Genomic DNA, 25,950 nt, shown 5'->3' on the forward strand with positions numbered 1-25,950 from the left:
GTCATGCGCCTCCTTGGCGGGCTGAAAGGATGCGGGCGGCCAGCGCAATCAGCTGCCGGTCGCTGTTCTTCGGACCGAGCAGCGAAAGTCCGAACGGCGCGCCTTCGGCCCTGCCGAGCGGCAGCGTGATTTGCGGAAAACCGGACAGGCCGGAAAGGCATAGCAGTCTCAGCGCGCGCTCGCGATAGGTCTGCAAATCGTCGAATGTCGCGGCCTTGAGCGGCGCGGCACCCGGAGCGGTCGGAAGCACAAGAACGCCGTCGTCGCCAAGCAGGCCGGCAAGTTCGAGGCGAAACGAAACGCGACGTTCCGTTTCGTGCTGCGCGGTTGTCGCGCTGATGGTCGCGCCATGCTCGAAGCGCTCCCTGACGCCGGGGCCGAGCATGCGGTCGCCGCCGGCGATCCAGGCGCCGTGGCTTTGCCAGGCTTCATAGCCCTGCAGCTTACGGAAGCACCAATAAAGATCGTCGATTGAATGCGACAGCGGGCCAACGCTGCGCGGCGCTCCCAGCACCGTAGCGACACCGCGGACCATGGCGCGATATTCCTCGGCCTCCAGCGGGCCGAGCACCAGGCTGTCCAGCGCGTCGAGGGCAAGAGGGCTTACCAGTTCGTGGCGATGCGGATCGTCGCCGAGCAGCACCGTGCCGACCTTTTCGTAGGCGACGATATCCCTGGCGAACCAGCCGACCGTGTCCAGCGAAGGCGCCAGCGGCATGGTGCCGTCGAGCGGGATGCGGCCATGCGTCGTCCTGAGGCCGACCAGGCCGCAGAAGCTTGCCGGCGCACGGATCGAGCCGCCGGTGTCGGAGCCGGTGGCGATGTCGGCAAGCCCGCCGGCGACAGCCGCGGCAGAACCGGAGGACGAGCCGCCGGTGACGCGATCGGGTGCCGCCGGATTGACCGGCGACGGGAAATGCGCGTTCAGCCCCAGCAGGGAAAAGGCGAGTTCGTCGGTCTGCGTCTTGCCGACGAAGCGTGCGCCCGAATCAAGCAGCGCCTGGACGGCCGGCGCGGTCGCCGTGGCCGGTGAAGCTTCCCGGTATTTCTGCGGATTGCCGCAGCCGGTGCGGTAGCCGGCGACGTCGAAGATATCCTTGACGGCCAGCCGCAAGCCGACAAGCGGGCCGGATTGCGCATTGGTAACAGGGGCTTGATCAAGGTCGAGAAAAGCGTTCAGCGGGCCGCGAGTGCCTGTCATGCGTTCGATATCCGGATGTGCTTGCCGCAGCATTGTTCTTCTGGTTGCCGCAGCATTGTTCGATGCCACAAATTTTACAACCTGCCATACGATTTTTATTGATTGTGAAATCTTTCGCTCTTATATCGCGCTTGCCCAAAGTCGCACGTGCCTGTGGGTGTCCGCCGATCCTCGAATGGTGAGGGATATCGGTAAGGTAACTGGAGCCAACCCCTCCAGTCGGTTTAGCGGCCAACCGCCAACCGAGGACACCTTGAAGCAACGACGGTGCGGGCCTTTCTGGTGTTCTGCCGGTCGTCCAAAGACCGGGGTTACTGAAGAGGCACACCTTCATTGCCGGCAGTGCGGACGGGTCTCCCATCCAAGCCAAGGCAGACAAAGCGAACCGAGGCCGGGCAAGGCCAAGGTTCACCGCCGCGAGACGGCGCTTCATGGTTCCGGGGTCTCCACCGGCTGGTTCCATGGATTTCCGTCCCGCCTTTGTCCACCGCGTGTTCGCGAGGCCGAGAGCCCGCGTCCGCAAGCCTTTGTGCGCGCCGAAAGGCGCTGATGGAGAGACCCCGATGGCTACCCAGCGCATCCTTGATTTCCTCGCTACCCGACGTCCGAACGGCCCGTGCCTCGTCGTCGACCTCGATGTGGTGCGCGACAATTTCCGCGCCTTCGAGAAGGCGCTTCCCGATTCCAAGATCTACTATGCGGTGAAAGCAAACCCGGCGCCGGAAATCCTGCGCCTGCTTGCTGCGATGGGCTCGTCCTTCGACACCGCTTCCGTTGCCGAAGTCGAGATGGCGATGGACGCCGGTGCGCCGGCGGACCGCATCTCCTTCGGCAACACCATCAAGAAGGAGCGCGACATCCAGCGCGCCTACCAGCTCGGCATTAAGCTGTTTGCGGTGGACTGCGTCGAGGAGGTCGAGAAGATCGCCCGTGTCGCTCCCGGCGCTCGCGTGTTCTGCCGCGTCCTGACCGACGGCGAGGGCGCCGAATGGCCGCTGTCGCGCAAGTTCGGCTGTGTGCCGGCGATGGCGGTCGACGTGCTGCGCCATGCCAGGGCGCTCGGCCTCGATGCTTATGGTGTGTCGTTCCATGTCGGCTCGCAGCAGACCGACCTGACCGCCTGGGACCGCGCGCTGGGCGACGCCAAGAAGGTGTTCGCGACGCTCGCCGACGAAGGCATCGTGCTGAAGATGGTCAATATGGGCGGCGGCTTCCCGACCCGCTATCTCAGGGATGTGCCGGTGGCGCAGGCCTATGGCCAGGCGATCTTCTCGGCGCTCAGGAAGCACTTCGGCAACGCGATCCCCGAGACGATCATCGAGCCGGGCCGCGGCATGGTCGGCAATGCCGGCGTCATCAAGTCGGAGGTCGTGCTGATCTCGAAGAAGGCCGACAACGACAATGTGCGCTGGGTGTTCCTCGACATCGGCAAGTTCGGCGGTCTCGCCGAGACGATGGACGAGGCGATCCGCTACCCGATCGTCACCGCGCATGACGGCAGCGAGACCGCGCCTTGCGTGCTCGCCGGCCCGACCTGCGATTCGGCCGACGTGATGTACGAAAAGACGCCGTATCCGCTGCCCTTGTCGCTGACCATTGGCGACGAGGTGCTGATCGAGGGCACCGGCGCCTACACGACGACCTACGCGTCGGTTGCCTTCAACGGCTTCGAGCCTCTCCGATCCTACCTGATCTGACGGTTCGAAAGAACCGATCAGATCATCCCGAGGTGGGCGCCTGTCGCCCGCCCGGGCTCGCCTGTGGAACAATCCGCTCGTGAAGGATCGCGGAAATGGACGTTTTGGATTTCATTGTTGAAGGCGCCGCGGGGATGTCCCCCTCGAGGGGGGAGAATGCCGGCGCTTTTGTCATCACTGCCGAAACCGCTGCCGATATTGGTGCGCGCGAGGCTTTGCTCGATCGCGCCATGGGGCCGAAGCGCCGGAAGAAGTCGTCGGAAAAGCTGCGGCGCGGCCGCCGGCCTTCGGAGGGCCTTGCCTTTGTCGCGCGCGATGCGTCGGGCGCTGTTGCCGGCACCGTGCGGCTGTGGGACGTGGTGCTGGGCGAGGGCGGCAAGGCAGCGCTGCTGCTCGGCCCGCTTGCGGTCGACCCGGCGCTGAAAAATGCCGGCATCGGCTCGGCGCTGATGCGCCATGCAGTGACTGAGGCCGAGCGGCTTGGCCATGCGGCGATCCTGCTGGTCGGCGACGCACCCTATTACGAGCGCTTCGGGTTTTCGGCCGCAAAGACCGGCTCGCTGGCCATGCCGGGGCCTTACGAGCGGCACCGCCTGCTGGCGCGGGAACTGGTGGTCGGCGCGCTCGACGGCGCGCAGGGCACGTTGAAGGCGGCCGGGCGCAAGCTGAAGGCGCAGCGGCTGTCGCTCGCTGCCTGATGGTTCGAAGCCGCCGTCGTCGCGCGCGGCGGCTTGTCTCACCTTAAGCGATCAGCCGATCAGCTGGCTGAGCGCCATGGCGACGCTCATGTCGCCTTCGACCTTTATCTTGCCGGACATGAAGGCCATGGTCGGGTTGAGATCGCCTGATATCAGCGAGTCCAAATCGTCGAGCGACAGCTGTATGGTGCAATCTGCCGGTGCATCGGTGGTCGAGACATCGGCGCCGTCGATGACGATGACGCCGTCGCTGCCGGTGTCGAATTTCACGGAGCGATCGAACCCGGCGCTCGCCACGCGCGACCTGATCTTGTCGGCAATCTCCTGAACGCTCATGGCGGTTCTCCTCGTCTGGTTGCGTTTGTCGCGCCTTGGCGCTTCGACCCGGCCGAAGCCGCTTGCCTGGTTTTACAGCCACGGTCGGCGCATATAGCTTCGGGTTGACGTTTACGTCAACGCGGTTCCCCGAGCTGAAGATGGGCTTTATCGCCGCAGCATCACGCGGGCATGACACCTTGGCGGCCGGCATTGTTGCCATGCAAAGCCGCCGGGCGTATCAGGCACCACTCCCCTTTTGATATCGGCGAGCCGCCCCGGTGCTTTCCAGAAACGAACCGCAAGTCTATGCCCGCCGACTGCGCGCGGTGCTGATCCGATCGATCCCGCTGCTCGAGGCGCGCGGCATCGCCGTCGTCATTCTGGCGGCTTTGGTCGGGGTGATAGCGGGTGCGCTGGTCACCGGCATGAGCGAACTGGTGCAGGTCCTGCATGGGCTTATGTTCGGCGTTCAGCCCGGTGGTCGGCTTTCGGCGATGTTTTCGCTGCAAAGGCCGGAGCAAGCGCTGATACCGGCGATCGGCGGCATCCTGCTCGGGCTGACGGTGATCTGGCTGAGAAAGCGGAAGTTCCGCACGCCGGTCGATCCGATCGAAGCCAACGCCCTTTACGGCGGCCGCATGTCGCTGACCGACACTTTCATCATCGCCGGGCAGACGATGATCTCGAGCGGCTTCGGCGCTTCGGTCGGGCTCGAGGCCGGCTACACGCAGGTGGGTTCCGGCCTGGCGTCGCGGCTGGCGCGCTTGTTCAGGCTGCGCCGCAACGATGTCCGCATCCTCGTCGGCTGCGGTGCGGCCGGCGCGATCGCCGCCGCCTTCGATGCGCCGCTGACCGGCGCCTTCTACGGTTTCGAGCTGGTCATCGGCATCTATTCGGTCGCCAATGTCGCGCCGGTGATGGCCGCCGCGATCTCGGCCTCGCTGACCGCCGAAATGTTCGGCGGCGTGCCGTTTCCGCTGGAGCTCGCGGGTCTGCCGGCGCTCACCGTCAGCCAGTATTTGCCGTTCATGCTGCTCGGGCTTTTGGGTGGCGGTGCTTCGATCGCCATCATGCATCTGGTGAGCCTGATCGAGCGCATCTTTGCGCGGCTGTCGATCGACGCCTCGTTGCGCCCAGCCATCGGCGGCGTGATGGTCGGGCTGCTGGGGCTGATCACGCCGCAGGTCCTGTCCAGCGGCCATGGCGCGCTGCACCGCGAATTCGCGATGAATTACGGGCTGGCCGTGGTGGCCAGCGTCTTCGTGCTGAAGCTGTCGGCGTCGGCGATCTCGCTCGGCTCCGGCTTCCGCGGCGGGCTGTTCTTTGCCTCTTTGTTCCTCGGTGCCCTGCTCGGCAAGATGTTCGCCGGCGCGATGGCGTTCGTCTCGCCGGCGACCGGCATCGACCCCGCCGTCGCCGCCGTCGTCGGCATGACCTCGCTCGCCGTCGGCGTCGTCGGTGGCCCGTTGACGATGACCTTCCTGGCGCTGGAATCGACCCGCGACCTGACGCTGACCGGCGTGGTGCTGGCCGCCTCGCTCATGGCGGCGATCCTAGTGCGAGAAACGTTTGGCTATTCCTTCTCGACATGGCGCTTTCACCTGCGCGGCGAAACCATCCGCAGCGCCCATGATGTAGGCTGGATGCGCAGCCTGACGGTCGGCTCGATGATGCGCAAGGATGTCCGCACCATCGACGCCTCAACGACGCTTGCAACATTCCGCAAGCAGGTGCCGCTCGGTGCCTCGCAGCGCGTCATCGCGGTGGATGCCGAACTGCACTATGTCGGCGTGCTGATCGTCGCCGAATTGCACAGCCATTTGTCGGATGACGAGATGCCGGTGCTGTCCTTCGCCAAATTTAGGGATGCGGTGCTGGTGCCGAGCATGAACGTGCAGTCGGCGGCCGAGACCTTCCAGCGCGCCGGCGCCGAGGAATTGGCAGTGGTCGAGGATTTCACCGACCGCAAGGTGGTCGGTTTGCTGACCGAAGGCCACCTGATGCGCCGCTATGCCGAGGAACTCGACAAGGCGCGGCGCGATCTGTCGGGCGAGGGGTAGCCGAGAGGGGATGGCGATCCCGCTGCATTTAGCTGGACACCGCCGGCGAATGACCGCTACCATCGCGGTGGCTTTGAACCAGATTTCATCTGGAGCCAGATTCCGCCTGGAGATGGCGTGCTCGAAGAACCGAACAGAAATCCCGGATCCCATCGCTATGGGAAGCCGAGCTTGTGGTGGCCACCACCGTTGGGTTGACGGCCTGCGGGCCTGATCCAAGCTGAAAATCAAATTCTGTGTTCAGAGAGACATCATCATGAATACCCTGCTTTCCGTGGAAGCCCGGGAGACCGCGCTTGCCGTGACTTTCGTGTCGGGCGAAACAGTCTGCTACCCCTGGCTTTGGCTAAAGGACAATGCACCATCGGCGTTTCACCCGCAGACCGAAGAACGAACTTTCGACCTGACCAGCGTAGACCCCTCGCTCAGACCCATCAGCGTGCGGGACAGGGGCAGCGCTGTGGGCATTGTCTGGCAGAACGACCAGGCTGAGGAGGAATTCCCGAGCCAGTTCTTTGAGTCCTACCGTCCCGGCAGAAAGCGGGACGATCCGGCCGACATCGCTCCGAAACTCTGGGACGCCTCAATCAATCTTGAAACCATGCCGCGTCACGCCGCCGGGGACATCTTGCAAAGCGATGCCGATCTGCTCGCCTGGCTGAAGGCAACGGCTGCATACGGGCTCTCCATCGTCGATGGGCTTGACGATGATCCCGATGCGGGGCGGCGTGCGGCCGAGCGGATTGGTTTCCTGCGCCAGACAAATTTCGGCACGATGTTCGAAGTCGTGTCGATGCCGAACCCGAACAATCTGGCCTATACGCCGGTCGCCTTGCCGCTACACACCGATCTCGCGAACCAGGAGGTGCCGCCCGGCTACCAGTTCCTGCATTGTATCGCCAATGACGCTGAGGGCGGTGGATCGATCTTTGCCGACGGGTTTGCGGTCGTCGCCGCGCTACAGGCGGAAGATCCGGAAGCCTACCGCCTATTGTGCGAGATCGAGATCCCCTATCGTTTTCACGATGAAAACTACGATCTGCGCGGTCGGTTTCCTGTGATTGTAACGCAACGCGACGGGGAAGTGACGGAGTTGCGGTTCAACGCCCATCTTGTCGATGTCATCGACCTTCCCTCCGACCTATGCGCGCCCTTTTATGCGGCTTATCGCAAGCTGATGATGATGATCCGCGGGCCGCGTTTCCAAATAGCCTACCGCCTGAAGGCCGGCGAAATGGCGGTCTTCGACAATCGCCGGGTGTTGCATGGCCGCCAATCGTTCAACCCGAACACCGGGCGGCGACATCTGCGCGGATGCTATGTCGATCGTGGTGAGTTCCAGAGCCGGATTCGCGTCCTCTCGCGATAGTGATGCGACACACATGTCGGCTGCTGCGTAAGGACGGCTCACGTCAACGGTCCGCTAATCGCCGGCTCAGAAATCCGATTGCGCGAACTGCCTTCTTCCTTGTGGAAGAGTGTCTTGAAGAAAAGAGCGTCGGGAACCGCCTTGATTATTTTTGCGATCACGGCGGTCGCGAGCACGGCAAACGCCAGGCGACCGAGAAGCACGCTCGTGACATCGGTGCCAAGAGCGACGACGACCAACGTATCCTCAATGAGGCTATGGGCAAAACCCATGAACACGCAGGCGAGGAATATCTGACGCGGCTCCGCGCTAGACGTGCGCGCGTCGCGGATCAGCAGTCCTGCGCCATAGGAAATCCCGAGAAACAGGCCGACAGCGGCGAAAGGTACCGTCTGCCTTTCGATGCCGGCGAGCCGAAAGAGCGGTGCAAGCCCTCTGTTCATCCACTCCAAAATGCCCGACATCTTGAGAAGCTCGATCACCCAGCTCAGCGCAAGCAGAACGACGAGCATGATGCCCAGGGTTTTGAGCGTACCCAGGAGAAAGCCGCCCCAGTCGGTGCTTTCATTCGCCGGCATCCACGCCGGCGTCACCGGTCCTGACAGCCATCCGGTCACGGCGAATATCTGATGCAGAAGGACAGCAAAGACCAAACCCCCGCCAATACGAAGCGCCGCGGTGACCAGGAAGCTCGGCCCGGTCCTCTGAATGATCCGTTGCTCGATCGGAATGGCATGTGCAAACAGCAAGAGAGCCGAAAGAACCGTCATGTCGGCAGTGCTGAGCGCCGAAACCGGAACCAAGGTGAATACGATCACAAGCGCGCCCCAGATCCCGACCAGCAATCCCGTCAGCCAGGCAAAGGCGAGTTCAGGTGGCAACCCCACCTGCAACATGAGCGGGGAGAAGAACGGAGAAATTGCCTGGATGACGCGAAGGTCCTGCAGGAGCCGCGTGGCTATCGCAACCGGAACGATCACGCGAACCAGCTCCCAATAGATTTCAAGCGTTTCCAATGTCTTGCGATAGAAGGCGGCGCAAATTGCCATCATGCTGCTCCATCATCCCTGGAGCCATCTGGGTAACCTGAGACGCTTCGCATTTGTGGTCAAAGTTTGCGATTACGTGCAATAAAATTGCAATACACCGACGATGAGCGCGACCGAGATGGACAAGATCGACAGAAGGCTTCTCAACCTGCTCCAGGATGATGCCTCACGAACGAACGCCAAACTGGCGGGGTTAGTCGGGCTTTCCCCTTCGAGCTGCCTGCGCCGCATACGACGACTGAAGAAAAGCGGCGTCATCAGCCGCGTTGTCGCGCTTCTCGCACCTGCAAAGGCTGGCCGGGGCTTGAAAGCGATCGTCACCGTCGAACTGGAGCGTCATGGCGAGCAGTATATGCGGGACTTTCTCGAGTTGGCCGCTCAGGAACCGGCCGTCACTCAGGCCTACAGCGTGAGCGGCGAAACCGACGCCGTCCTTATGCTCCGCCTGACGGATATGGAAGAGTTCGATGCGCTATGCGAGCGACTGTTCCGAGACCGAAGCAACGTCGCGCGATACCAAACGATGTTCGTGATCCGAACGGCCAAAGAAGTGACCGCAATTCCACTGTAGTGTTCGGGTTGCGATAGACCTGCTAGGCCGTGAATTCAGCGGCCCGGCGAAGAAACTTTACGAACTTTCAATATGCCGCAAAGGCGGTAGTGAAGGAACGCCTAGCGCACGCTAGGACAATCGCTGGCGCCGAATGTCGGAATTGGGCGCCAGCTCGACGCATTTCATGGCGCCTCCCTCACGCCCAGGCATGAAGCTGTCCTTGTTGACTCAAGGAGAATTTGCATGCGTGGTCATTGCTTATGTGGCGCTATTGCTTTTGAAGTCGATGGCCCGGCACAGGCCTGCGTGGTCTGTCATTGTGAAAGTTGTCGGCGGCAATGTTCTGCGCCGATGACCTCCTATATTGGCGTCTTGAACGGCCAATGGCGATGGCTGAGCAAGCTACCGAAGGTATTCAACTCTTCTCCCGGTGTGGAAAGAACATTTTGCGATCACTGTGGCACGCCGCTGTCCTTCCGCTCAAAGAACATGTCTGATGTCATGCATTTTTTTGCGGCAGCGATGGAGGAGCCAGAAAAATTTGCACCTACGCTGCATGTCGCCTTTGAGGAGAAGCTCCCTTGGTTGAAACTCGCCGACAACCTGCCGACCCGTTTTGGGCCTGACTATACGAAAGACTAGGATCTGCTCGCATCGAGACAAACGGCGGAAGCTGAGGACAGCGTCCGGAAGCGAGATGATACCCCCGTCCGTTCAAACGGCGGTCAAACATTATCGATCGTGGCTGCTCTCGACCTGCTTGAGCGGCAGCAGGTAGGCGATGATCTGCTGATCGCCGAGAGCTGGATCAAAGCCAATAATGTCGGATGCGAAAAGGTCGTGAGCAGGGCGTCTCTCGAAGCCAAGGCTCTCGTACAGCTTGCATGCAGACGGCATGAACGAGGCAGTGTGAAGCGCAAGGCCGCCTGAGCCTTGCCGACGCGCTTGCATGACGCACCATTCGCAAAGCGCGCGGCCGTATCCGCGGCCCTGTGCCGAGGGAGCGACCGCGAGGGTCCTGAGGCCTGCCAGCCCGGGCGGCCAGCCCATGCGGTCAAAGGCGGCATCGGCGTAGTAGGTGACCGTCCCGACGAGCCGTCCCTCGGCTTCGAGCACCGCGACGCTAGCCTTCGCCCATCGCCCCGCGACATCCCGCGCATCGTCCACGTAGGGCTCGAATATGTGTGGCGCCAGAACGGGCCGTAACGATGCGAAGGCGTCGGAGATGAGCAACCCGATTCCATCCAGTTCCTGACGGCTTGCCAGGCGGACGCGTGGCTTGGATGCGATCTGCATGCATGTTCTCACTGCACCAGCAATTGGACCATATGTAGGGCGTTTTGTGCCCCACCGGTTGGCTGAACTTCGCCCGGCTTCGGCTGTCGGCCGTGTCCCGCAACGCGATTCCCGGAGAGATTCGCCTGCCACAATAATCATCGGCAGCAAGATTCCAATGGACCTGAGCCGTCGAGCCGCGACGAGGAGTTAATCGGCGGAGCACCTCAAACTTTCGATAACAGTTTGCTCATGCTTATGCGCTCCTCGACCTCGTATCCGCACTTTCGGTAGAACCCAAGAACCGTCGAATTGGAAGCGACAATTTGGAGGTTGATCTTTATGCAACCAAGGCCGGCGAGCCGCCTTTCCGCTTCGTGGATGAGGGCCTCGCCGATCCCTTTTTGGCGATGGGACTGCAGGGTAGCGATTCGCGATATCCACCCTCGATGGCCGTCATACCCGGCCATGATCGATCCGACGACCTGATCGGCCTCTATCGCCACCAAGAGCAGGTTCGGCTGATGCCTCAGCTTCTCGGGAATTGAGATGTGGGCTGCGTTCCAAGGTGTATCGTTGGGAAATGCGTCCCGCCACAGGGCCTCGACCCCGTCAAAGTGGCAGTCGGTGTATTCTACAATCGAGACCATTCAGTCTACCCGGATAGGCCAATCGGGGGTCGAACCAGACAGTACCTAATAAGCGGGTGATTTTGGAAGTTGTCGTTGTAGGCCCGTAGCTTCGGCATGCCTAGCGCGGTGCCTGCTGTCGTCGGACGCTCGATCATGCGGCAGACGCGGGGTGGCTCATTGCTGCTGTGCTCCATCACGGCGGCGGATGCGGCCGCGGTCGTCACGTCCTCGTTGCGGATGACATATTCGATCACATGGCGATGACGCCGCTGCGCGGCTCGAGGTAGACCTCAAATTATCCCCCGGCAAGACGCGGCAGCAGGAATATCTCCGCCCCTTCCGGCAGCTCCTTCGACCAGGTGTCGCGATAGATCGTACCGTCGATAGCGACGGCGATGCCGCGATCGATGTAGGGCTCGAGGCCGGGATACTGCTCAGCCAGCTTCCTGAACAGCTCCCGAATATCCTTCGCCTCGATCTCGACCTTGTTCTTGCCTCCGGCGATCGCGCCGAGCGATCCCCAGAGCGTTACTTCAACCATCAGCCTTCCCGTTCCGCCTCGATCGCCGCCAGGATGCGCGGCGGCGACATCGGTATATGCGCCATGCGCACGCCGACCGCATTCGAGACTGCATTGGCGATCGCCGCCAGCGGCGGCACGATCGAGGTCTCGCCGACGCCGCGCACCCCGTAGGGATGGTTAGGGTTGGGGATCTCGAGGATCTGTGTGTCGATCATCGGCAGGTCCGAGCAGACCGGGATGCGGTAGTCCAGGAAGCCAGGGTTCTGCAGCCGCCCGTCCTTGCCGTAGATGTACTCTTCGTTGAGCGCCCAGCCGATGCCTTGCGCGGCACCCCCCTGGTACTGCCCCTCGACGTAGGTCGGATGCACCGCCTTGCCGGCGTCCTGAACGACGGTGTAGCGCAGCACCCTGGTGAAGCCGGTCTCCGGATCCACCTCGATATCGCAGATATGGGTGGCGAAGGAGACGCCGGCGCCGTCGGCGACGAGCTCGCTGTGGCCGGCGATCGGTCCGCCCGTCTTGCCCGACGCGGCCGCGATCTCCTTCAGCGACAGCGCAGCAAGGTTGCCGTACTTCTCGCCCCTAGCGATCGCGTGGCCCCTTTCCCAGACCACGTCGTCGACCGGGATGTCCCACGTCTGCGCGGCGCGATCCCGCAGGATCTTGATGGCGTTGCGAGCGGCGGAGATCGTCGCCATCGACGACGAGAAGGTGCCGCGGCTGCCGTCCGTCATATCGTTGTAGCCGAGGCTGGAGGTATCGGCGACCACCGCCTTGACCTGCTCATAGGGGATACCGAGCTCCTCTGCCGCCACCAGCGAAAGCGAGGCGCGCGAGCCACCCACGTCAACGGTTCCGACGGCAAGCGAGACCGAACCGTCCATGCCGATGTTGAGGTCGGTGCAGGTCTGGCCGCCGAAGTTGAACCAGAAGCCGCAGGCCATGCCGCGGCCCTGGTTCTTGCCGAGCGGCGCCTTCATGTGCGGATGGCTCTTCGCCGCTTCCAGCGTCGGGCCGATGCCGATCGGGCCGTATACCGGGCCGTAGGACGATCTGGTGCCTTCCTGCGCCGCGTTCCTGATCCGGAACTCGACCGGGTCCATGCCGATCTCCTTGGCCAGCTCGTCGACCGCGCTTTCCACCGCAAACGCCGCCATCGGTGCCGACGGCGCGCGATAGGCCGCCGTCTTGGGCCGGTTGACCAGCACTTCGTAGCCGACCGTCCTGACGTTCTCGAGCTTGTAGCAGGCAAAGGCGGTCATGGCGCCGATCTCAGCCCACATGCCGGCATAGGGGCCGCAGGAATAGCGCAGCGTGGCCTCGGCCGCCGTGATCGTGCCGTCCTTACGGGCGCCGATCCTGACGTCGATCGAGGTGGCGCTAGTCGGGCCGGAGGCGCGGAACACCTCGTCGCGCGTCATGACCAGCTTGACCGGCCGGCCGGCTTTGCGCGACAGCGCCAGCGCCACCGGCTCGGCCCAGACATGGGTCTTGCCGCCGAAACCGCCGCCGATCTCCGACGAGGTGACGCGCAGCTTCGAGGCCTCCATGCCAAGCAGCTGGGCGCAGTGCTGGCGATAGACGAAATGCCCTTGCGTGCAGACCCAAAGATCGGCGGTGCCGTCGGAGCTGACATTGGCCACGCAGGCATGCGGCTCGATATAACCCTGGTGCGTCTGCTCGGTCTTGAAGGAGCGTTCGACGACGAAATCGGCGTGGCCGAAACCTTCATGGATGTCGCCATGGCCGTACTGGGTGCGCTTGGTGACGTTGGAAGGCTTGACGGGCTTTTGCTCAAGGCCCTCGGTGAAGATGGCGTCGTTGAGCACGGGTGAGGAGTGCTTCATCGCCTCGTCGACGTCGGTGACATGCGGCAGCACCTCGTAGTCGACCTCGATCAGCTTCAGTGCCTGCCTCGCCGTGCGGGCATCGACCGCAGCGACCGCGGCCACAGCATGGCCGTCGTAGAGCGCTTTCTTGCGCGCCATGCAGTTGTCGAGGATGTCGTACATGGCGGCATCGCCGTCGGTGAGGTCGGGCAGGTCGGCCGCGGTGATCACCGCCTTGACGCCGGCGAGCTTCTCCGCCTTCGACGTGTCGATCTTCCTGATCGTGGCATGCGCATGGGGGCTTCTGAGAACGCGCCCGACCAGTTGCCCGGCCATGTTGAAGTCGGCGCCATAGCGTGCGCGGCCCGTCACCTTGTCGACGCCGTCGGGACGGATGGGGCGCGTGCCGACAGAGGTGAAATTGCGTCCGGAGTAACGTGGATCGAAATTCATCGTCATGCTCCCTTCATCACGCTCGCGGCGTCCTGAACGGCACGCACGATCTTGTCATAGCCGGTGCAGCGGCAGAGGTTCCCGGCGAGGCCGAAGCGGATCTCCTCCTCGGTCGGATCGGGGTTCTTGGCCAACAGGTCCTTGGCCGCCATGAGGAAGCCCGGCGTGCAGATGCCGCATTGAAGCGCGGCGTGTTCCAGGAATTTCTGCTGCAGCGGATGCAGCTTGTCGCCATGCGCCATGCCCTCGATGGTTTCGATGCGCCGCCCTTCAGCCTCCGCGCCGAGCACCAGGCACGAGCACACCAGCCGGTCGTCGAGGATAATGCTGCAGGCGCCGCAGTCGCCGGTGCCGCAGCCTTCCTTGGCGCCCGTCAGCCCCAGGCGATCGCGCAGGACATCGAGCAGCGTCTCGTCCGGCTGGCAAAGGTACTCGACATTGTCGCCATTGATTGTCGTTGATACTGCCACACCAGCCATTATTTGCCTCCTGCACGTGCATAGGCGGTCGTGGCGGCCCGCTTGGCCAGCACACCCGCAACTTTCCGTCTGAATTCGATAGTGCCTCGCTTGTCGTCGATCGGACGACAGGCCCCCGAGCAGACCTTGGCGAGCCTTTCCAGCGTGGCTTCGTCCAGCTTGGAGCCGATGAGAACCTCGGCGGCCTCCTCGACCAGAATCACCGTCGGCGCCACGGCGCCCAGCGCCAGGCGGGCGAATTTGACGCGACCTTGCTCATCGAGCATCAGGTTCACGCCGGCGCTTACCACGGCGATGTCCATCTCCGTGCGCGGAATGAAACGCAGATAGGCATCGCCCGAACGCGGCAGACGTTTGTCGAGCAGGATTGCCTCGATGATCTCGCCCTTGGTCAGCGACGTCTTGCCCGGCCCCGTCGGTACCGCTTCCACGGCAATCGTGCGCCTGGCTCCCGGGCCGACGACCACCGCCTTGGCGCCAGCGGCTACCAGCGCCGGCACGCTGTCGGCGGCCGGCGAGGCGTTGCACAGATTGCCGACGATGGTGCAGCGTCCCTGCACCTGCTTCGAGCCGATCAGGTTCGCAGCTTCGACGACGCCGGGCCATGCGTTCTTCAGGGCCTTGCTCTCGCCCAGCACCGCGCAGGGGACCGCCGCGCCGATGCTGAAGCCCTCGGCTGTTTCCCTGATCTCGCCAAGCCCGTCGATCGCCTTGATGTCGACGATCAGGTCGGGTTCGATAAAGCCGCCTTTCATTCTCACCAAGAGGTCGCTGCCTCCGGCAAGGATGGCGGCCGTGCCGGCTGAGCCGGCCAACAGGCCGGCGGCGTCTTCAATTGAAAGCGGACGTATGTAACGCATCGTCTCCCCTTAGTGGTCATAATCACATCAACTGATATAAACCGTCTCTCCACAATGGCCATCCCATTCGTACATTCGCGGATTGGGCCAGGCGTAGCAATTTCATTTGCTCGTCCAACTGGACGCCGCGCCGGCCACTAATGCTCGATCGGTCCCTTCGGCATCACCAGCGCCGTGCCGGCTGTCGTCGGCCGCTCGATCATGCGGCGGACGCGGGGTGGCTCGTTGCCGCTGTGCAGGGCCCTTATGCGCTCGCCGATGACCGCGTCGGCGTAGGTGGCGCGCCTGTTGTGGCGGATATATTCGACCCAGGTTGGCGTGTGGTAGTGCTCGATCCATATCGAGGGATTTTCGAGATCGCGCGCCAATGTCCAGTTGCGGGCGCCGTCACGCCGGCGGATGCGGCCCCGTTCGGCCATGGTGGCGAGGAATTCCGGCACGTCCTCGTTGCGGATCACGTATTCGATCATGATGGCGATGGGACCACTGCGCGGCTTCAGATCAAGTGCCAGATGCGGCTCCTGGAAGCGGTTGAGCGGATCGAGGTTGAGCACGGCCTGCTGCGGCAGCGGCAGCAGCAGGCCGATGGCGCCTCCCGCCAGCATCGCGACGCTGGCCGCCATCAGGGCGACTTCGGCGCCATGGGCGTCGGCAACCACGCCCCAGACCCAGCTGCCGAGCGCGATACCGCCGAAGGTTGCGGTCTGGTAGACCGAAAGCACGCGGCCGACCACCCAGCGCGGCGTCGACATCTGCACGGTGACATTGAAGTGCGAAAGCGCTGTCACCCAGCAGGCGCCGCCGACCAGCAAGCCGAGTGAGGTCTGCCAGGCATTCTCGCTGACGGCGGCATTGAAGGCGCAGAGCGCGAAACCGGCGAATGCCATGCGCACCATGGTTTCGCTGGACAGCAGCTGCCGCAGCCTGACGCTGGTCAGCGCGCCGCCGACGGCGCCGATGCCGAAGGCGCCGAGCATGATGCCGTAGCTCAAGGCGTCGCCCTTGACGACGTCGCGCGCGACCAGGGGAAGCAGTGCCAGGACCGCGCCGGCGCTGAAGCCGAAGGCCGAGCTCCTGACCAGCACCTTGCCGATATTGGGCGACATCGCGACGTAGCGCAGGCCGGCGGCCATTGCGGCGCCCAGCGTCTCGCGCGGCAAGGTCGATGCCGGCAGTTCCGGCCTCCAGCGGGCCAGCACGACGATGAGGCCGACATAGCTCAGCGTGTTGACGGCAAAGGCCGCGGCGGCGCCTGCGGCGGCAACGATGATGCCGCCGATCGCCGGGCCGACGCTGCGCGTCAGGTTGAAGCCCATCGAGTTGAGCGCGATCGCCGCCGGCACCTTGGGACGAGGCACCATGTCGCCGACCGAAGCCTGCCAGGACGGGCTGTTGAGCGCGGTGCCGCTGTCGATCAGGAAGGTGAAGGCGAGCAGCGTCCACGGCGTCATCAGGTCGAGATAGGTGAAGACGGTGAGAAGAGCCGAGACGGCGAGCATGAACATCTGCGCGATCAGCATGATTTTGCGCCGGTTGAAACTGTCGGCGATGGCGCCGGCCAGCAACGCGAAGAGCATGATCGGCAAGGTGGTCGAGGCCTGGACCAATGCGACCTGGTAGGACGAGGTGGCGATCGTCGTCATCATCCAGGCGGCACCGACGCCTTGAATCAGGCCGCCGAAATTGGAGACGAGGCTGGCGGACCACACCGCCCGGAAGATGCCGTGCCGGAACGGCGCCAGCGCCGAGGCGCTTTCGCTTTCCGGTGTGTCGTCGTTCATCGATGCTTTCCCGGGCTCAAATGCGTTTGTTCTTGCGATGAATCGGCCCCTCAAGCCATGGATTCAAAAAATAGAACATCACAGCGCAAAGGGCGAACGCATTCTCGAGAAAGATCATGGTCCAACAACAAGATAGCGAGCGCGGAGCCCGTCCGCGCGCGCCATAGCGGGCTCACTGCATGCCGTCCCTGACGATCGCCGCCACTTCGATCAAGCCTTCGAAATTGTCGGTGCGGCCCTGGCGGATGTCTTCGGTTTCGCGCAGCAGCCACAAACCGATCGAGATGAGATTGGCGCGCAGCTCCGTGGGCAGGGCGCTGTCGCCAGAGCGGAGATCTTCGACGAAGGCGGTCCAGACGCGACTGGTGAAATGCAGGGCCTCGGCCGCTTCCAGCGAATCGCGGCCAGCCGCCATCGCCGCCAACAGCATGTCGATCGAACGGCTAAGAAGCTGCCGATGCCTGGCCCCGGCAGCGGTCTGCATTTCGGCTCGGGGGAATTGATACATCGTTGCTGCTCTACCGCTCCGTCGGCGTTGTCAGGTCAGGAAACTCAACAGATCGAGTTGCGAGATTTGATCCAGATGCTGGCATCGCCAGCTGCCGAATACGCATCACTTCACCAGGGACACCACCACGCGACGCCGCGCACAAAATCGCACCTGTTGCAGGGAGCGCGAATCCGGCTCCGGAATGGTTCCGGAACATGAGGTTTTGGTGGTCGCCGCGCCCCCCGAGGAACGGCTGATTCGGCTACAATCTAACCGTAGACGAATCCGACATCAAACGCGATTTGACTGAAACGAATTCCATCGGTCGAGGCGCTCCGAGGGTACATTTTCGAAGCGCCCGTGTGCTTTGCGGCGGTCGGATCCAACTGCAAGTGTGCCGTATCGGCAGTTCGTCGATTGCGATAGGCTCCTGCTGTCGGGACGGATGGGGCGTCTGTCTCGGTTTGGGGTAACGCCGGTTGCATGCCACTGCGCGACAGAGCGCGGATTCGTGAAACTGGCTTTGGGGAATTGGGGGAAACAATGGGCGATTCAATTCAGGAAATAACGTCCGTCTCGTGGTTCGGGCGGATCAAGCGCGCGGTCGGCGGGATCGTTTTCGGCTTGCTCTTGATCGTGCTGATGGTGATCGGCCTGTTCTGGAACGAGGGTCGCGCCGTGCAGACGGCGCGTTCGCTGGCCGAGGGGTCGGGCGCGGTGATCTCGGTTGGCGCCGATAGCATCGATGCTGGCAATGACGGTAAGCTTGTCCATGTCACCGGGGCGGTGACGGCGAGGAGCGGCCTTGCCGATCCGGACTTTGGCATTTCGGCGCAAGGATTGCGGCTGTCGCGCAGCGCCGAGATGTACCAGTGGAAAGAAGAACAGAAATCCGAGACGACGAATAAGCTTGGTGGCGGCGAGGAGACGGTGACGACCTACAGCTATTCGAAAGTGTGGGACGACAGCCAGATCAACTCGTCGGAGTTCAAGAAGCCGGACGGCCATGAGAATCCGCCGATGGAGATCCACAGCACGAGGTTCCAGATCCCGGACGGCAAGCTCGGTGCCTTCACGCTCGACCGGCCGGTGCTGGACCTGATCGGCGGCGACAAGGAGTTTTCACTGTCACCGGACCAGTCGGCTACCATCGATGCCGCCTACACCGGCACCAAGCGGGTCAACATCGTCGACGGAAAGATCTATCTCGGCTTCAACACCACGTCGCCGGCGCTCGGCGACTATCGCATTGGCTACGAGCTGGCGCCGCTCGGCCTGGTCAGCGTCGTCGCGCGCCAGGCAGCGGGCGGGCTCGAACCCTACCAGACAAAGGCCGGCGACCAGTTGCTGATGGTCGACATCGGCAATGTGCCGGCGGAAAAGATGTTCGCCGACGCGGTCAGCCAGAACACGCTTATCACCTGGCTGCTGCGCGCCGCCGGCTTGCTGCTGTTGGCCATCGGCTTTGCCCTGCTGCTCAGCCCGATTGGCGTCGTCCTCGACGTTATTCCTTTGCTCGGCAGCGTGGCGCGGATGGGCACCGGCATCATTGCCTTTTTCCTGGCGATCCTGGTCGGCACGACGACGATGGCGATCGCCTGGTTCTGGTACCGGCCGGTGCTGGCGGCAGGCATCCTGGCCGCCGGCGTCATCGCGGCGGCGGCGGTCTATTATCTTGGCCGCTCGCGCAGGCAGGCCGCACCGCTTGCCACGCCGAGCGCCGCTACATGATTGCAGGCACCGGCGGCACTTCTAGCGGTCCTCGAAGCCGGTCAGCACGCCGACGGCGTTGACGCCGATCTCCTCGACGGCGTAGCCGCCTTCCATGACGAACAGCGTCGGCAGGCCGAGCCTGGCGATGCGGCGGCCGATTCTGGGATAGTTTTCCGTTTTCAGCTTGAACTGGCTGATCGGGTCCTTCTCGAAAGTGTCGACGCCGAGTGAAACCACGACGACGTCAGGAGCATAAGCCGAAAGCCTCGTGCAGGCCTCCTCGAGTGAGGCGTTCCACACGTCCCAGCCGGTGCCGAAGGGCATCGGATAATTGTCGTTGAAGCCTTCGCCGTCGCCCTCGCCGCGTTCGTCGGCATGGCCGAGAAAGAACGGATATTCGGTCATCGGATCGCCATGCAGGTTCAGCACCTGCACGTCGCCGCGGCGATAGAATATCTCCTGGGTGCCGTTGCCGTGGTGATAGTCGATGTCGAGGATCGAAACGCGCCCGGCGCCATGGTCGCGAAACCTTTGCGCGACGACGGCGGCGTTGTTGATGAAGCAATAGCCGCCCATGAAGGCCGCCCCTGCATGGTGCCCCGGCGGGCGGCACAGCGCGAAGGCGGAAGGCTCACCGGCCTTGACCAGCGCGGCGGCTGTCAGCGCGACATCATAGGACGACTTGATAGCGTCCCATGTGCCTTTGACAAAAGTCGCGCCGCCGTCGAAGGAGTAGAAGCCGAGCAACGCATCGATGCCTTTCGGGCGCACGTCGCCGCGCAGGCCGCGCGTCGGCCAGGTGAAGGGAATGGCCGAACCGGTGCGGCCCGACGCTTCCCAGAGCGGCCACACGGTCTGCAGGAAATCGATGTAGTCGCTGGCATGAACCTTCTTGGCGGCGGCGAGGTCGTGACTTTCCGGTGACAGGATCGGACCGAGCTTTTCGCTCTCCACCCGCGCCCTGATGAACTCGGCGCGCGAGGGCTTTTCAAAAGCCGGCACGATGGCGCCGGCGATCAGTTCGACATTGCCGGAATGGCCGGCATGGAGAGGCGAAAAAACAGTCTTCATGAAATCTTTCCGTGGTGAGACGCGGCGACCCTAACCGTCCTGCATGGCCCTTCACAAGGCGCTGGGCCAACCAGCCATGGCTTGCTGGCACGGCAGCCGGTCGTCTAGCCTGCCGGCAGCGCAACCAAACCGTGGGAAATCATGAGTTCAAATGCCGACCTGATCGTCACCAATGCCCGCGTGCTGACCATGGATGAAGGCAATCCGACGGCCGAAGCGGTGGCGATAAAGGACGGCAACATCCTGGCGGTTGGCGATCGCCGGACGATCGAGGCGCTGAAAGGGCCGGCCACGAAGGTCATCGATGCGCAAGGCGGGTCGGTGGTGCCGGGCTTTATCGAAGCGCATATGCATCTTTTCGGCGGCGCGGCCGAACTCGACAATCTGCACCTTCAGGGCGTGCATGGCTTCGATGCGCTGAGCGACGCGATCCGCGCCTACGCGGCGGCACGGCCGAACGCCAAATTGCTGCTGGGGGCCGGCGTCGACTACACTATCCTTTCCAAGGAAGAGCCGGTCACCCGCCATCATCTCGATCGCATCATCGCCGACCGGCCGTTCGCGATGTCGGCTTCCGATCACCACACGATGTGGGCCAACACAAAGGCGCTGGAACTGGCTGGCATCCTGCACGGCAAGCAACTCGGTCCCGGCAACGAGATCGTCATGGGAGCGGATGGCCTGGCGGCGGGCGAATTGCGCGAGGGCGAGGCGTTCGGGCCGATCCTCGAGCTTTCCGGGCAGAACCGCGTGCGGCTCGGCCTTGCGACAGGCGGCGAGCCCGAGCCGTGCCCTTCCGCCGCCGAAGTCGCTGCCGACCGCGACCTGATGCATCGCGGGTTGGAATGGTGCGCCCGCCACGGCATCACCTCGATCCAGAACATGGACGGCAATTTTTACCAGCTCCAGCTGCTAGCCGGGCTGGAACAGGAAGGGCGGCTGCTCTGCCGCACCAAGATACCTTTTCATTTCAAGAATTTCATGACACTCGACGTGCTGGAAAAGGCATCGAGCATGGCCAACTCCTACCAATCGGAATGGCTGTCGTCCGGCATGGTCAAGATGTTTTACGACGGCGTGCTGGAAGGCTGGACCGCGGTCATGGTCGACGACTATGCCGACCGGCCGGGCTGGCGCGGTGAGCCGCTGTTTACGCCCGAGCATTTCGCCGAGGTGGCGCTGGAGGCCGACCGGCGCGGCCTGCAGATCGCCGTGCATTCGATCGGCGACGGCGCGGTGCGCGCGGTTCTCGACGGTTACGAGGCGGCGCAGCGGAAGAACGGCAGGCGCGACAGCCGGCACCGGGTCGAGCACATCGAGGTCACCACTGCCGCCGACGTGCCGCGCTTCGCCGAACTCGGCGTCATCGCCTCGATGCAGCCGCCGCACCCGCCCGGCGCCATGGACTTCCCGCTGGAGCCGACGCTTTCGCGCATCGGCCGCGAAAGATGGCCGCTGAGCTATGCCTGGCGGACGCTGAAGCAGGCGGGCGCGCATGTCGTCTTCGCTTCCGACTGGCCGGTGTCGCGGATCGATCCGATCCTGGGCATTCAGGCGGCGATGCTGCGCAAACCTTGGGCAGACGGCGTTCCCGACCAGAGCTTCTCGCTGTTGGAAGCGCTTGCGGGCTATACGGTCGAAGGCGCTTATGCCGAATTCATGGAGCACCGCAAGGGCCGGCTGAAACCAGGCTATCTGGCAGATCTGGTGGTGCTGTCGGCCGATATCGAGACAACTGAACCGGGTTCGCTACACAAGGTGCATCCGGTCAGCACCATCTGCGGCGGCAAGATCACTTATCAGGTTTGATGGTGGCGCTGACGATGGCACGGAGCTTGCATTCTGAACCGAGATTCAGATGCATGGTTGCCAAGCCGACCGGCATATGCTGACAATCGAATGGGAACTGGATCCGCCATCAAGAGCGGACATGACAAATGGGGTAGTGCGTGCCGGATCAGCCGGGTAAGAGTGCAATCGAGGTCCGCGGCGTCCGCAAGGTGTTCGGTACCGGGGACGCACAAGTCGCCGCTCTCGACACGGTTTCGGTGTCGATCCACGAGAACGAGTTCTTCACGCTGCTGGGGCCGTCGGGCTGCGGAAAGACGACGCTGCTGCGGCTGATCGCCGGCTTCGATTTTCCCAGCGAAGGCGAAATCCTGCTGCACGGGCACGACATCGCGCCGCTACCGCCGTTCAAGCGGCCAGTCAACACCGTGTTCCAGTCCTACGCGCTGTTCCCGCACATGACCGTGGCCGAGAATATCGGCTTCGGCCTGGAGATGCTGGGCAAGCCGAAGACCGAAATCAAGGCGCGCGTCGCCGAGATGCTGAAGCTGGTCAAGATGGAGGCGCTGAGTGCCCGCCGCACCAGCCAGATCTCCGGCGGCCAGCAGCAGCGCGTGGCACTGGCGCGCGCGCTGGCACCGCAGCCAAAAGTGCTGTTGCTCGACGAGCCGTTGTCGGCACTCGACTACAAGCTGCGCAAGGAAATGCAGATCGAACTGAAACGGCTGCAGCACCAGACCGGCATCACCTTCATCTTCGTCACCCATGACCAGGAAGAAGCGCTGACCATGTCGGACCGCATCGCGGTGATGTCGGCCGGCAAGATCCTGCAGGTCGGCACGCCGCGCGATATTTACGACCGGCCGGCCGAGCGCTTCGTTGCCGACTTCATTGGCGAAACCAATTTCCTCAAGGGCACTGTCGTGTCGAAGAAATCCGGTATCGCGATGGTGAAGATCGCCTCCGAAGCGACGGTGGCGGCGGGATTTCCGGAAAACTTCGACCCTTCCGGCGCGGTGACTGTTGTGGTGCGGCCGGAACATGCCGATCTCGTCGCCGATGCCGCCAAGGGCATGGTCTCGGGAACCCTGGCAAATGTCGTCTATTTCGGCACCGACACCCACTATCACGTGAAGCTCGACGGCGGCGACGATTTCATCGTGCGCCACCAGAACAGCCGCTCGGGCGCCGTCTCATTCGAGCCGGGCGCCAAGGTCGGTGTCGTGTTCGAGGACGATGGCGCGCGCATTTTGAGGGATTGATGGCAGTCACGTTTTCCAAGGCGGCGGTATTCGAAGCGGAGGCGGAGAAAGCCACTGCAAGGCGCCACCGCCTGCTTTCGCTACCGGCTTTGGTAATCATCGGCATCTTCGGCGTGCTGCCGCTTCTCATCATCCTCATCTATTCATTTCTCGCCGCAGCACCCTATGGCGGGGTGCAGTGGAAGTTCTCGACAGACGCCTATCTGAACTTCCTGTTCCAGCGCGATATTTTCGACGACACGCTGCAGTTCACGCCGGATTTCCTGATCATCTATTTGCGCTCGTTTCTGTTTGCCGTGGTGACGACGATCATCTGCCTGCTGCTCGGCTTTCCGACCGCCTATTTCATGGCGACGCGACCGCCGGCGCAGCGCAACTGGTGGGTGCTGCTGATGACCATCCCATTCTGGTCGAACCTTCTGGTGCGCACGCTCGCCATCATGTTCATCATCCGCGACGAAGGCCTCATCAACAACACGCTGATGGCACTGGGGGTGATCGAGAAGCCGATCACCATGCTCTACACCAACTTCGCCATCCAGCTCGGCCTGCTCTATTCGTTCCTGCCGTTCATGGTGCTGCCGCTCTATTCCAGCCTGGAGAAGCTGGATTTCCGGCTGGTCGAGGCCGCCTACGACCTCTACGCGACACGTCGGCAGGTGCTGTGGCGCGTGATCATCCCGCTGTCGCGGCCCGGCATCATCGCCGGCTGCCTGCTGGTCTTCATTCCGGCCCTCGGCGCTTATGTGACGCCGCTGATCCTGGGCGGCGGCATCCATCTGATGATCGGCGATCTCATCGCCCAGCAGTTCGGTTCCGGGCGCAATTGGCCGCTCGGTTGCGCGCAGGCGCTGATCCTGATGGCCGCGGTGCTGGTGGCGCTCTACTTCTATGTCCGCAACACGTCGGGGAAGATGGCGCATGGCTGACCCCCGCAGTGCCGATATCAAGGACCAGCCGGGGTTCCGCTCGATCGCCATCATCTGCCTCTGCGTGCTCTACGCGCCGATCCTGATCCTGATGATCTTTTCGCTGAATACAGGGTCTCTGGTGACGCGTTGGGAGGGCATCGGGTTCGGCTGGTATGGCAGGGCGCTGTTCAACCAGGAATTCCACAACGCCGCCAAGAACACGCTGATCATCTCTGTCACCGCCACGATCGTTTCGACGATCGCCGCGACGCTGGCGGCAATCGGCATGACCCGCGTGAAGCCGTGGCGCGGGCTGTCGGCCGCCTTCATGGTCATCAACCTGCCGCTGATGGTTCCGGAAATCATCACAGCGGTGGCGACGCTCTCTTTCTTTGCGTTGATCGCGAGCACTTTCGGGCTCAATTTCGGCATCGGAAATCTGATCCTCGCCCACACCGTTTTTTGCATTCCATTCGCCTATATGCCGATCCGGGCGCGGCTCGAGGACATGGACCTGACGCTCGAAGCTGCGGCGGCCGACCTCTATGCCACGCCGTGGCATGCTTTCAGGCGCATAACGCTGCCATTGCTGGTTCCCGGCATCCTGTCAGGTGGGGCGCTCGCCTTTATCGTCTCCTTCGACGATTTCACCATCACGCAGCTGGTCGCCGGCCCCGGGCAGACGACGCTGCCCCTCTACATCTGGAACCAGATCAGGCGGCCAATGACGCCGGAGATAAATGCCATCTCCACCATCCTGCTGCTGGTTTCGATCCTGTTCGTCTCAATCTCGTTCCTGATCGCGCGCCGACGCGCCAAGTAAATTATAGGCCAGTGAATCAATGCGAAGGCAAAGGAGAGTGTGATGTCTAGGAAAATGATGGCTGCCGTGTCGACGGCGGCGCTTTTATGGGCGGTGCCTGCGCTCGCCGACGGTGAGCTGCACATCTACAATTGGGGTGACTACACCAACCCGAAGCTGATCGAAAAATTCGAAAAACAGTACAACGTCAAAGTGACGCTGGACGACTACGATTCGAATGAGACGATGCTGTCGAAGGTACGCGCCGGCAATTCCGGCTATGACATCGTCGTCCCTTCCGACTACACCGTGAAGATCATGATCGATGAGGGCCTGCTCGAAAAGACCGAGCCCAATGCGATGCCGAACGGCAAGAACCTCGACCCGCGCTTCGTCGACATCTACTGGGACAATGGCCGTCACTACACCGTCCCGTGGCAATTCGGCACCACTGCGTTCGAAGTCAACACCGACAAATACAAGGGCGACATCGACACGCTGGCGATCCTGTTCGATCCGCCAGACGAGTTGAAGGGCCAGATCAACATGCTCGACGATGTCAACACTGTGATGCATGCGGCCGAGCGCTATGCCGGCGTGCCGCGCTGCGGCGCCGACAAGGCCAATCTGAAGAAGGTCAACGACATACTGATGGCCGCCAAGCCGTCATGGAAGACCTTCAGCTACGACACCATCACCAAGATCACCTCCGGCGACGTGATCGTTACCGAGGCTTGGAATGGCGCAACCTATCGTGCGCGCCAGAAAATCCCGGCGATCAAATATGCCTATCCCAAGGAAGGCATCGAAGGCTGGATGGACAATGTCGCCGTGTTGAAGGGCGCCAAGAATCTCGAAAACGCCAAGCTGTTCCAGGATTTCGTCATGGCTCCGGAAAACGCGGCGCTGATTTCGGAATTCGCCGGCTACGACAACGGCATTGCCGGCAGTCACAAGTTCCTGCCGCCCGATTTCGCCAGCGCGCCGGAAATCAATCCGCCGGCCGGTGCACCGGCGGCGGAATTCGTACCGCCTTGCCCACCGGAAGTGGTCGAGATCTACAACAAGATCTGGACCAATTTGCGCAAGTAGCCTTGCTCTAGGATCAGACTGAAGGGAGGCTTCGGCCTCCCTTC

At 62.8% G+C, this 25,950-nt stretch carries 24 protein-coding genes; 12 read left to right on the plus strand and 12 right to left on the minus strand.

Translation table 11 applies throughout. The features are described from left to right. Position 1 precedes the first annotated feature (1 nt). Entirely contained in the window at positions 2–1,201 is a 1,200-nt protein-coding gene (locus NKH01_RS08885) for an amidase (protein WP_353019958.1), read from the minus strand. A gap of 563 nt (positions 1,202–1,764) precedes the next feature. Between NKH01_RS08885 and odc2 the strand changes: the two genes are divergently transcribed. Next, on the plus strand, positions 1,765–2,898 hold the full coding sequence (odc2, locus tag NKH01_RS08890; protein WP_353019959.1) for an ornithine/lysine decarboxylase: 1,134 nt from the start codon (positions 1,765–1,767) through the stop codon (positions 2,896–2,898). A gap of 134 nt (positions 2,899–3,032) precedes the next feature. Then, entirely contained in the window at positions 3,033–3,596 is a 564-nt protein-coding gene (locus NKH01_RS08895) for a GNAT family N-acetyltransferase (protein ID WP_352494790.1), read from the plus strand. 51 nt (positions 3,597–3,647) lie between these two features. Here the strand turns inward: NKH01_RS08895 and NKH01_RS08900 are convergent, their stop codons facing one another. Then, on the minus strand, positions 3,648–3,932 hold the full coding sequence (locus NKH01_RS08900) for an SCP2 sterol-binding domain-containing protein (protein WP_023720213.1): 285 nt from the start codon (positions 3,930–3,932) through the stop codon (positions 3,648–3,650). Positions 3,933–4,192: 260 nt separating this feature from the next. On the opposite strand from NKH01_RS08900, the gene NKH01_RS08905 reads away from it, so the two are divergent. Continuing rightward, positions 4,193–5,974 carry a chloride channel protein gene (locus NKH01_RS08905; RefSeq protein ID WP_352494726.1) on the plus strand — a complete coding sequence of 594 codons (1,782 nt, stop codon included), beginning with the start codon at positions 4,193–4,195 and terminating at the stop codon, positions 5,972–5,974. 256 nt (positions 5,975–6,230) lie between these two features. Next, positions 6,231–7,343, plus strand: a complete 1,113-nt coding sequence (locus NKH01_RS08910) for a TauD/TfdA family dioxygenase (protein ID WP_352850975.1) — start codon at positions 6,231–6,233, stop codon at positions 7,341–7,343. 38 nt (positions 7,344–7,381) lie between these two features. Here the strand turns inward: NKH01_RS08910 and NKH01_RS08915 are convergent, their stop codons facing one another. Continuing rightward, positions 7,382–8,392 carry a nucleoside recognition domain-containing protein gene (locus NKH01_RS08915; RefSeq protein WP_353019961.1) on the minus strand — a complete coding sequence of 337 codons (1,011 nt, stop codon included), beginning with the start codon at positions 8,390–8,392 and terminating at the stop codon, positions 7,382–7,384. A gap of 118 nt (positions 8,393–8,510) precedes the next feature. On the opposite strand from NKH01_RS08915, the gene NKH01_RS08920 reads away from it, so the two are divergent. Next, complete coding sequence (locus NKH01_RS08920) at positions 8,511–8,963, plus strand: Lrp/AsnC family transcriptional regulator (RefSeq protein ID WP_023720217.1); 453 nt, start codon at positions 8,511–8,513, stop codon at positions 8,961–8,963. A gap of 225 nt (positions 8,964–9,188) precedes the next feature. After that, the gene (locus NKH01_RS08925) at positions 9,189–9,587 is read left to right on the plus strand and encodes a GFA family protein (RefSeq protein ID WP_023720218.1); all 399 of its coding nucleotides are present in this window, start codon (positions 9,189–9,191) and stop codon (positions 9,585–9,587) included. A 90-nt stretch (positions 9,588–9,677) separates the two neighbouring features. On the opposite strand, the gene NKH01_RS08930 is transcribed toward NKH01_RS08925, so the two are convergent. The 8 genes from NKH01_RS08930 to flaF form a co-directional block, all read right to left on the minus strand. After that, positions 9,678–10,241, minus strand: a complete 564-nt coding sequence (locus tag NKH01_RS08930) for a GNAT family N-acetyltransferase (protein WP_352815601.1) — start codon at positions 10,239–10,241, stop codon at positions 9,678–9,680. Between the two features lie 206 nt (positions 10,242–10,447). Next, complete coding sequence (locus NKH01_RS08935; protein WP_353019963.1) at positions 10,448–10,870, minus strand: GNAT family acetyltransferase; 423 nt, start codon at positions 10,868–10,870, stop codon at positions 10,448–10,450. A 277-nt stretch (positions 10,871–11,147) separates the two neighbouring features. After that, positions 11,148–11,393: a MoaD/ThiS family protein gene (locus NKH01_RS08940; protein WP_352845597.1), complete on the minus strand. Its 246-nt coding sequence runs from the start codon at positions 11,391–11,393 to the stop codon at positions 11,148–11,150. Further along, positions 11,393–13,657 (minus strand): xanthine dehydrogenase family protein molybdopterin-binding subunit, encoded by a 2,265-nt coding sequence (locus NKH01_RS08945; protein ID WP_353019964.1) that lies wholly within the window; start codon positions 13,655–13,657, stop codon positions 11,393–11,395. The genes NKH01_RS08940 and NKH01_RS08945 overlap by 1 nt, the downstream gene beginning before the upstream one ends. Before the next feature lie 2 nt (positions 13,658–13,659). Beyond that, positions 13,660–14,136 (minus strand): (2Fe-2S)-binding protein, encoded by a 477-nt coding sequence (locus NKH01_RS08950; protein WP_023720228.1) that lies wholly within the window; start codon positions 14,134–14,136, stop codon positions 13,660–13,662. Then, positions 14,136–14,996 (minus strand): FAD binding domain-containing protein, encoded by an 861-nt coding sequence (locus tag NKH01_RS08955; protein WP_352590625.1) that lies wholly within the window; start codon positions 14,994–14,996, stop codon positions 14,136–14,138. The genes NKH01_RS08950 and NKH01_RS08955 overlap by 1 nt, the downstream gene beginning before the upstream one ends. Positions 14,997–15,133: 137 nt before the next feature. Next, positions 15,134–16,777, minus strand: coding sequence for an MFS transporter (locus NKH01_RS08960; protein ID WP_353019965.1), 1,644 nt, complete (start codon positions 16,775–16,777; stop codon positions 15,134–15,136). Between the two features lie 172 nt (positions 16,778–16,949). Next, on the minus strand, positions 16,950–17,285 hold the full coding sequence (gene flaF, locus NKH01_RS08965; RefSeq protein WP_352918294.1) for a flagellar biosynthesis regulator FlaF: 336 nt from the start codon (positions 17,283–17,285) through the stop codon (positions 16,950–16,952). 525 nt (positions 17,286–17,810) lie between these two features. On the opposite strand from flaF, the gene NKH01_RS08970 reads away from it, so the two are divergent. Then, on the plus strand, positions 17,811–18,998 hold the full coding sequence (locus tag NKH01_RS08970; RefSeq protein ID WP_353019967.1) for a TMEM43 family protein: 1,188 nt from the start codon (positions 17,811–17,813) through the stop codon (positions 18,996–18,998). 21 nt (positions 18,999–19,019) lie between these two features. On the opposite strand, the gene NKH01_RS08975 is transcribed toward NKH01_RS08970, so the two are convergent. Further along, positions 19,020–20,051 carry a histone deacetylase family protein gene (locus tag NKH01_RS08975; RefSeq protein ID WP_353019968.1) on the minus strand — a complete coding sequence of 344 codons (1,032 nt, stop codon included), beginning with the start codon at positions 20,049–20,051 and terminating at the stop codon, positions 19,020–19,022. A 141-nt stretch (positions 20,052–20,192) separates the two neighbouring features. Here NKH01_RS08975 and NKH01_RS08980 point away from each other — a divergent pair, with 141 nt between their 5' ends. The 5 genes from NKH01_RS08980 (at position 20,193) to NKH01_RS09000 (ending at position 25,906) form a co-directional block, all read left to right on the plus strand. Next, entirely contained in the window at positions 20,193–21,860 is a 1,668-nt protein-coding gene (locus tag NKH01_RS08980) for an amidohydrolase (RefSeq protein ID WP_353019970.1), read from the plus strand. A 140-nt stretch (positions 21,861–22,000) separates the two neighbouring features. Continuing rightward, positions 22,001–23,101 carry an ABC transporter ATP-binding protein gene (locus tag NKH01_RS08985; protein ID WP_353019971.1) on the plus strand — a complete coding sequence of 367 codons (1,101 nt, stop codon included), beginning with the start codon at positions 22,001–22,003 and terminating at the stop codon, positions 23,099–23,101. Beyond that, the gene (locus NKH01_RS08990; protein WP_353019972.1) at positions 23,101–24,030 is read left to right on the plus strand and encodes an ABC transporter permease; all 930 of its coding nucleotides are present in this window, start codon (positions 23,101–23,103) and stop codon (positions 24,028–24,030) included. Before NKH01_RS08985 ends, NKH01_RS08990 begins: the two co-directional genes overlap by 1 nt. Beyond that, the gene (locus NKH01_RS08995; protein ID WP_353019973.1) at positions 24,023–24,835 is read left to right on the plus strand and encodes an ABC transporter permease; all 813 of its coding nucleotides are present in this window, start codon (positions 24,023–24,025) and stop codon (positions 24,833–24,835) included. Before NKH01_RS08990 ends, NKH01_RS08995 begins: the two co-directional genes overlap by 8 nt. Before the next feature lie 42 nt (positions 24,836–24,877). After that, complete coding sequence (locus NKH01_RS09000) at positions 24,878–25,906, plus strand: extracellular solute-binding protein (protein WP_352702851.1); 1,029 nt, start codon at positions 24,878–24,880, stop codon at positions 25,904–25,906. The last annotated feature ends 44 nt before the right edge of the window (positions 25,907–25,950 follow it).

This window comes from Mesorhizobium sp. M1403 (genome assembly GCF_040317695.1).
Lineage (GTDB): Bacteria > Pseudomonadota > Alphaproteobacteria > Rhizobiales > Rhizobiaceae > Mesorhizobium.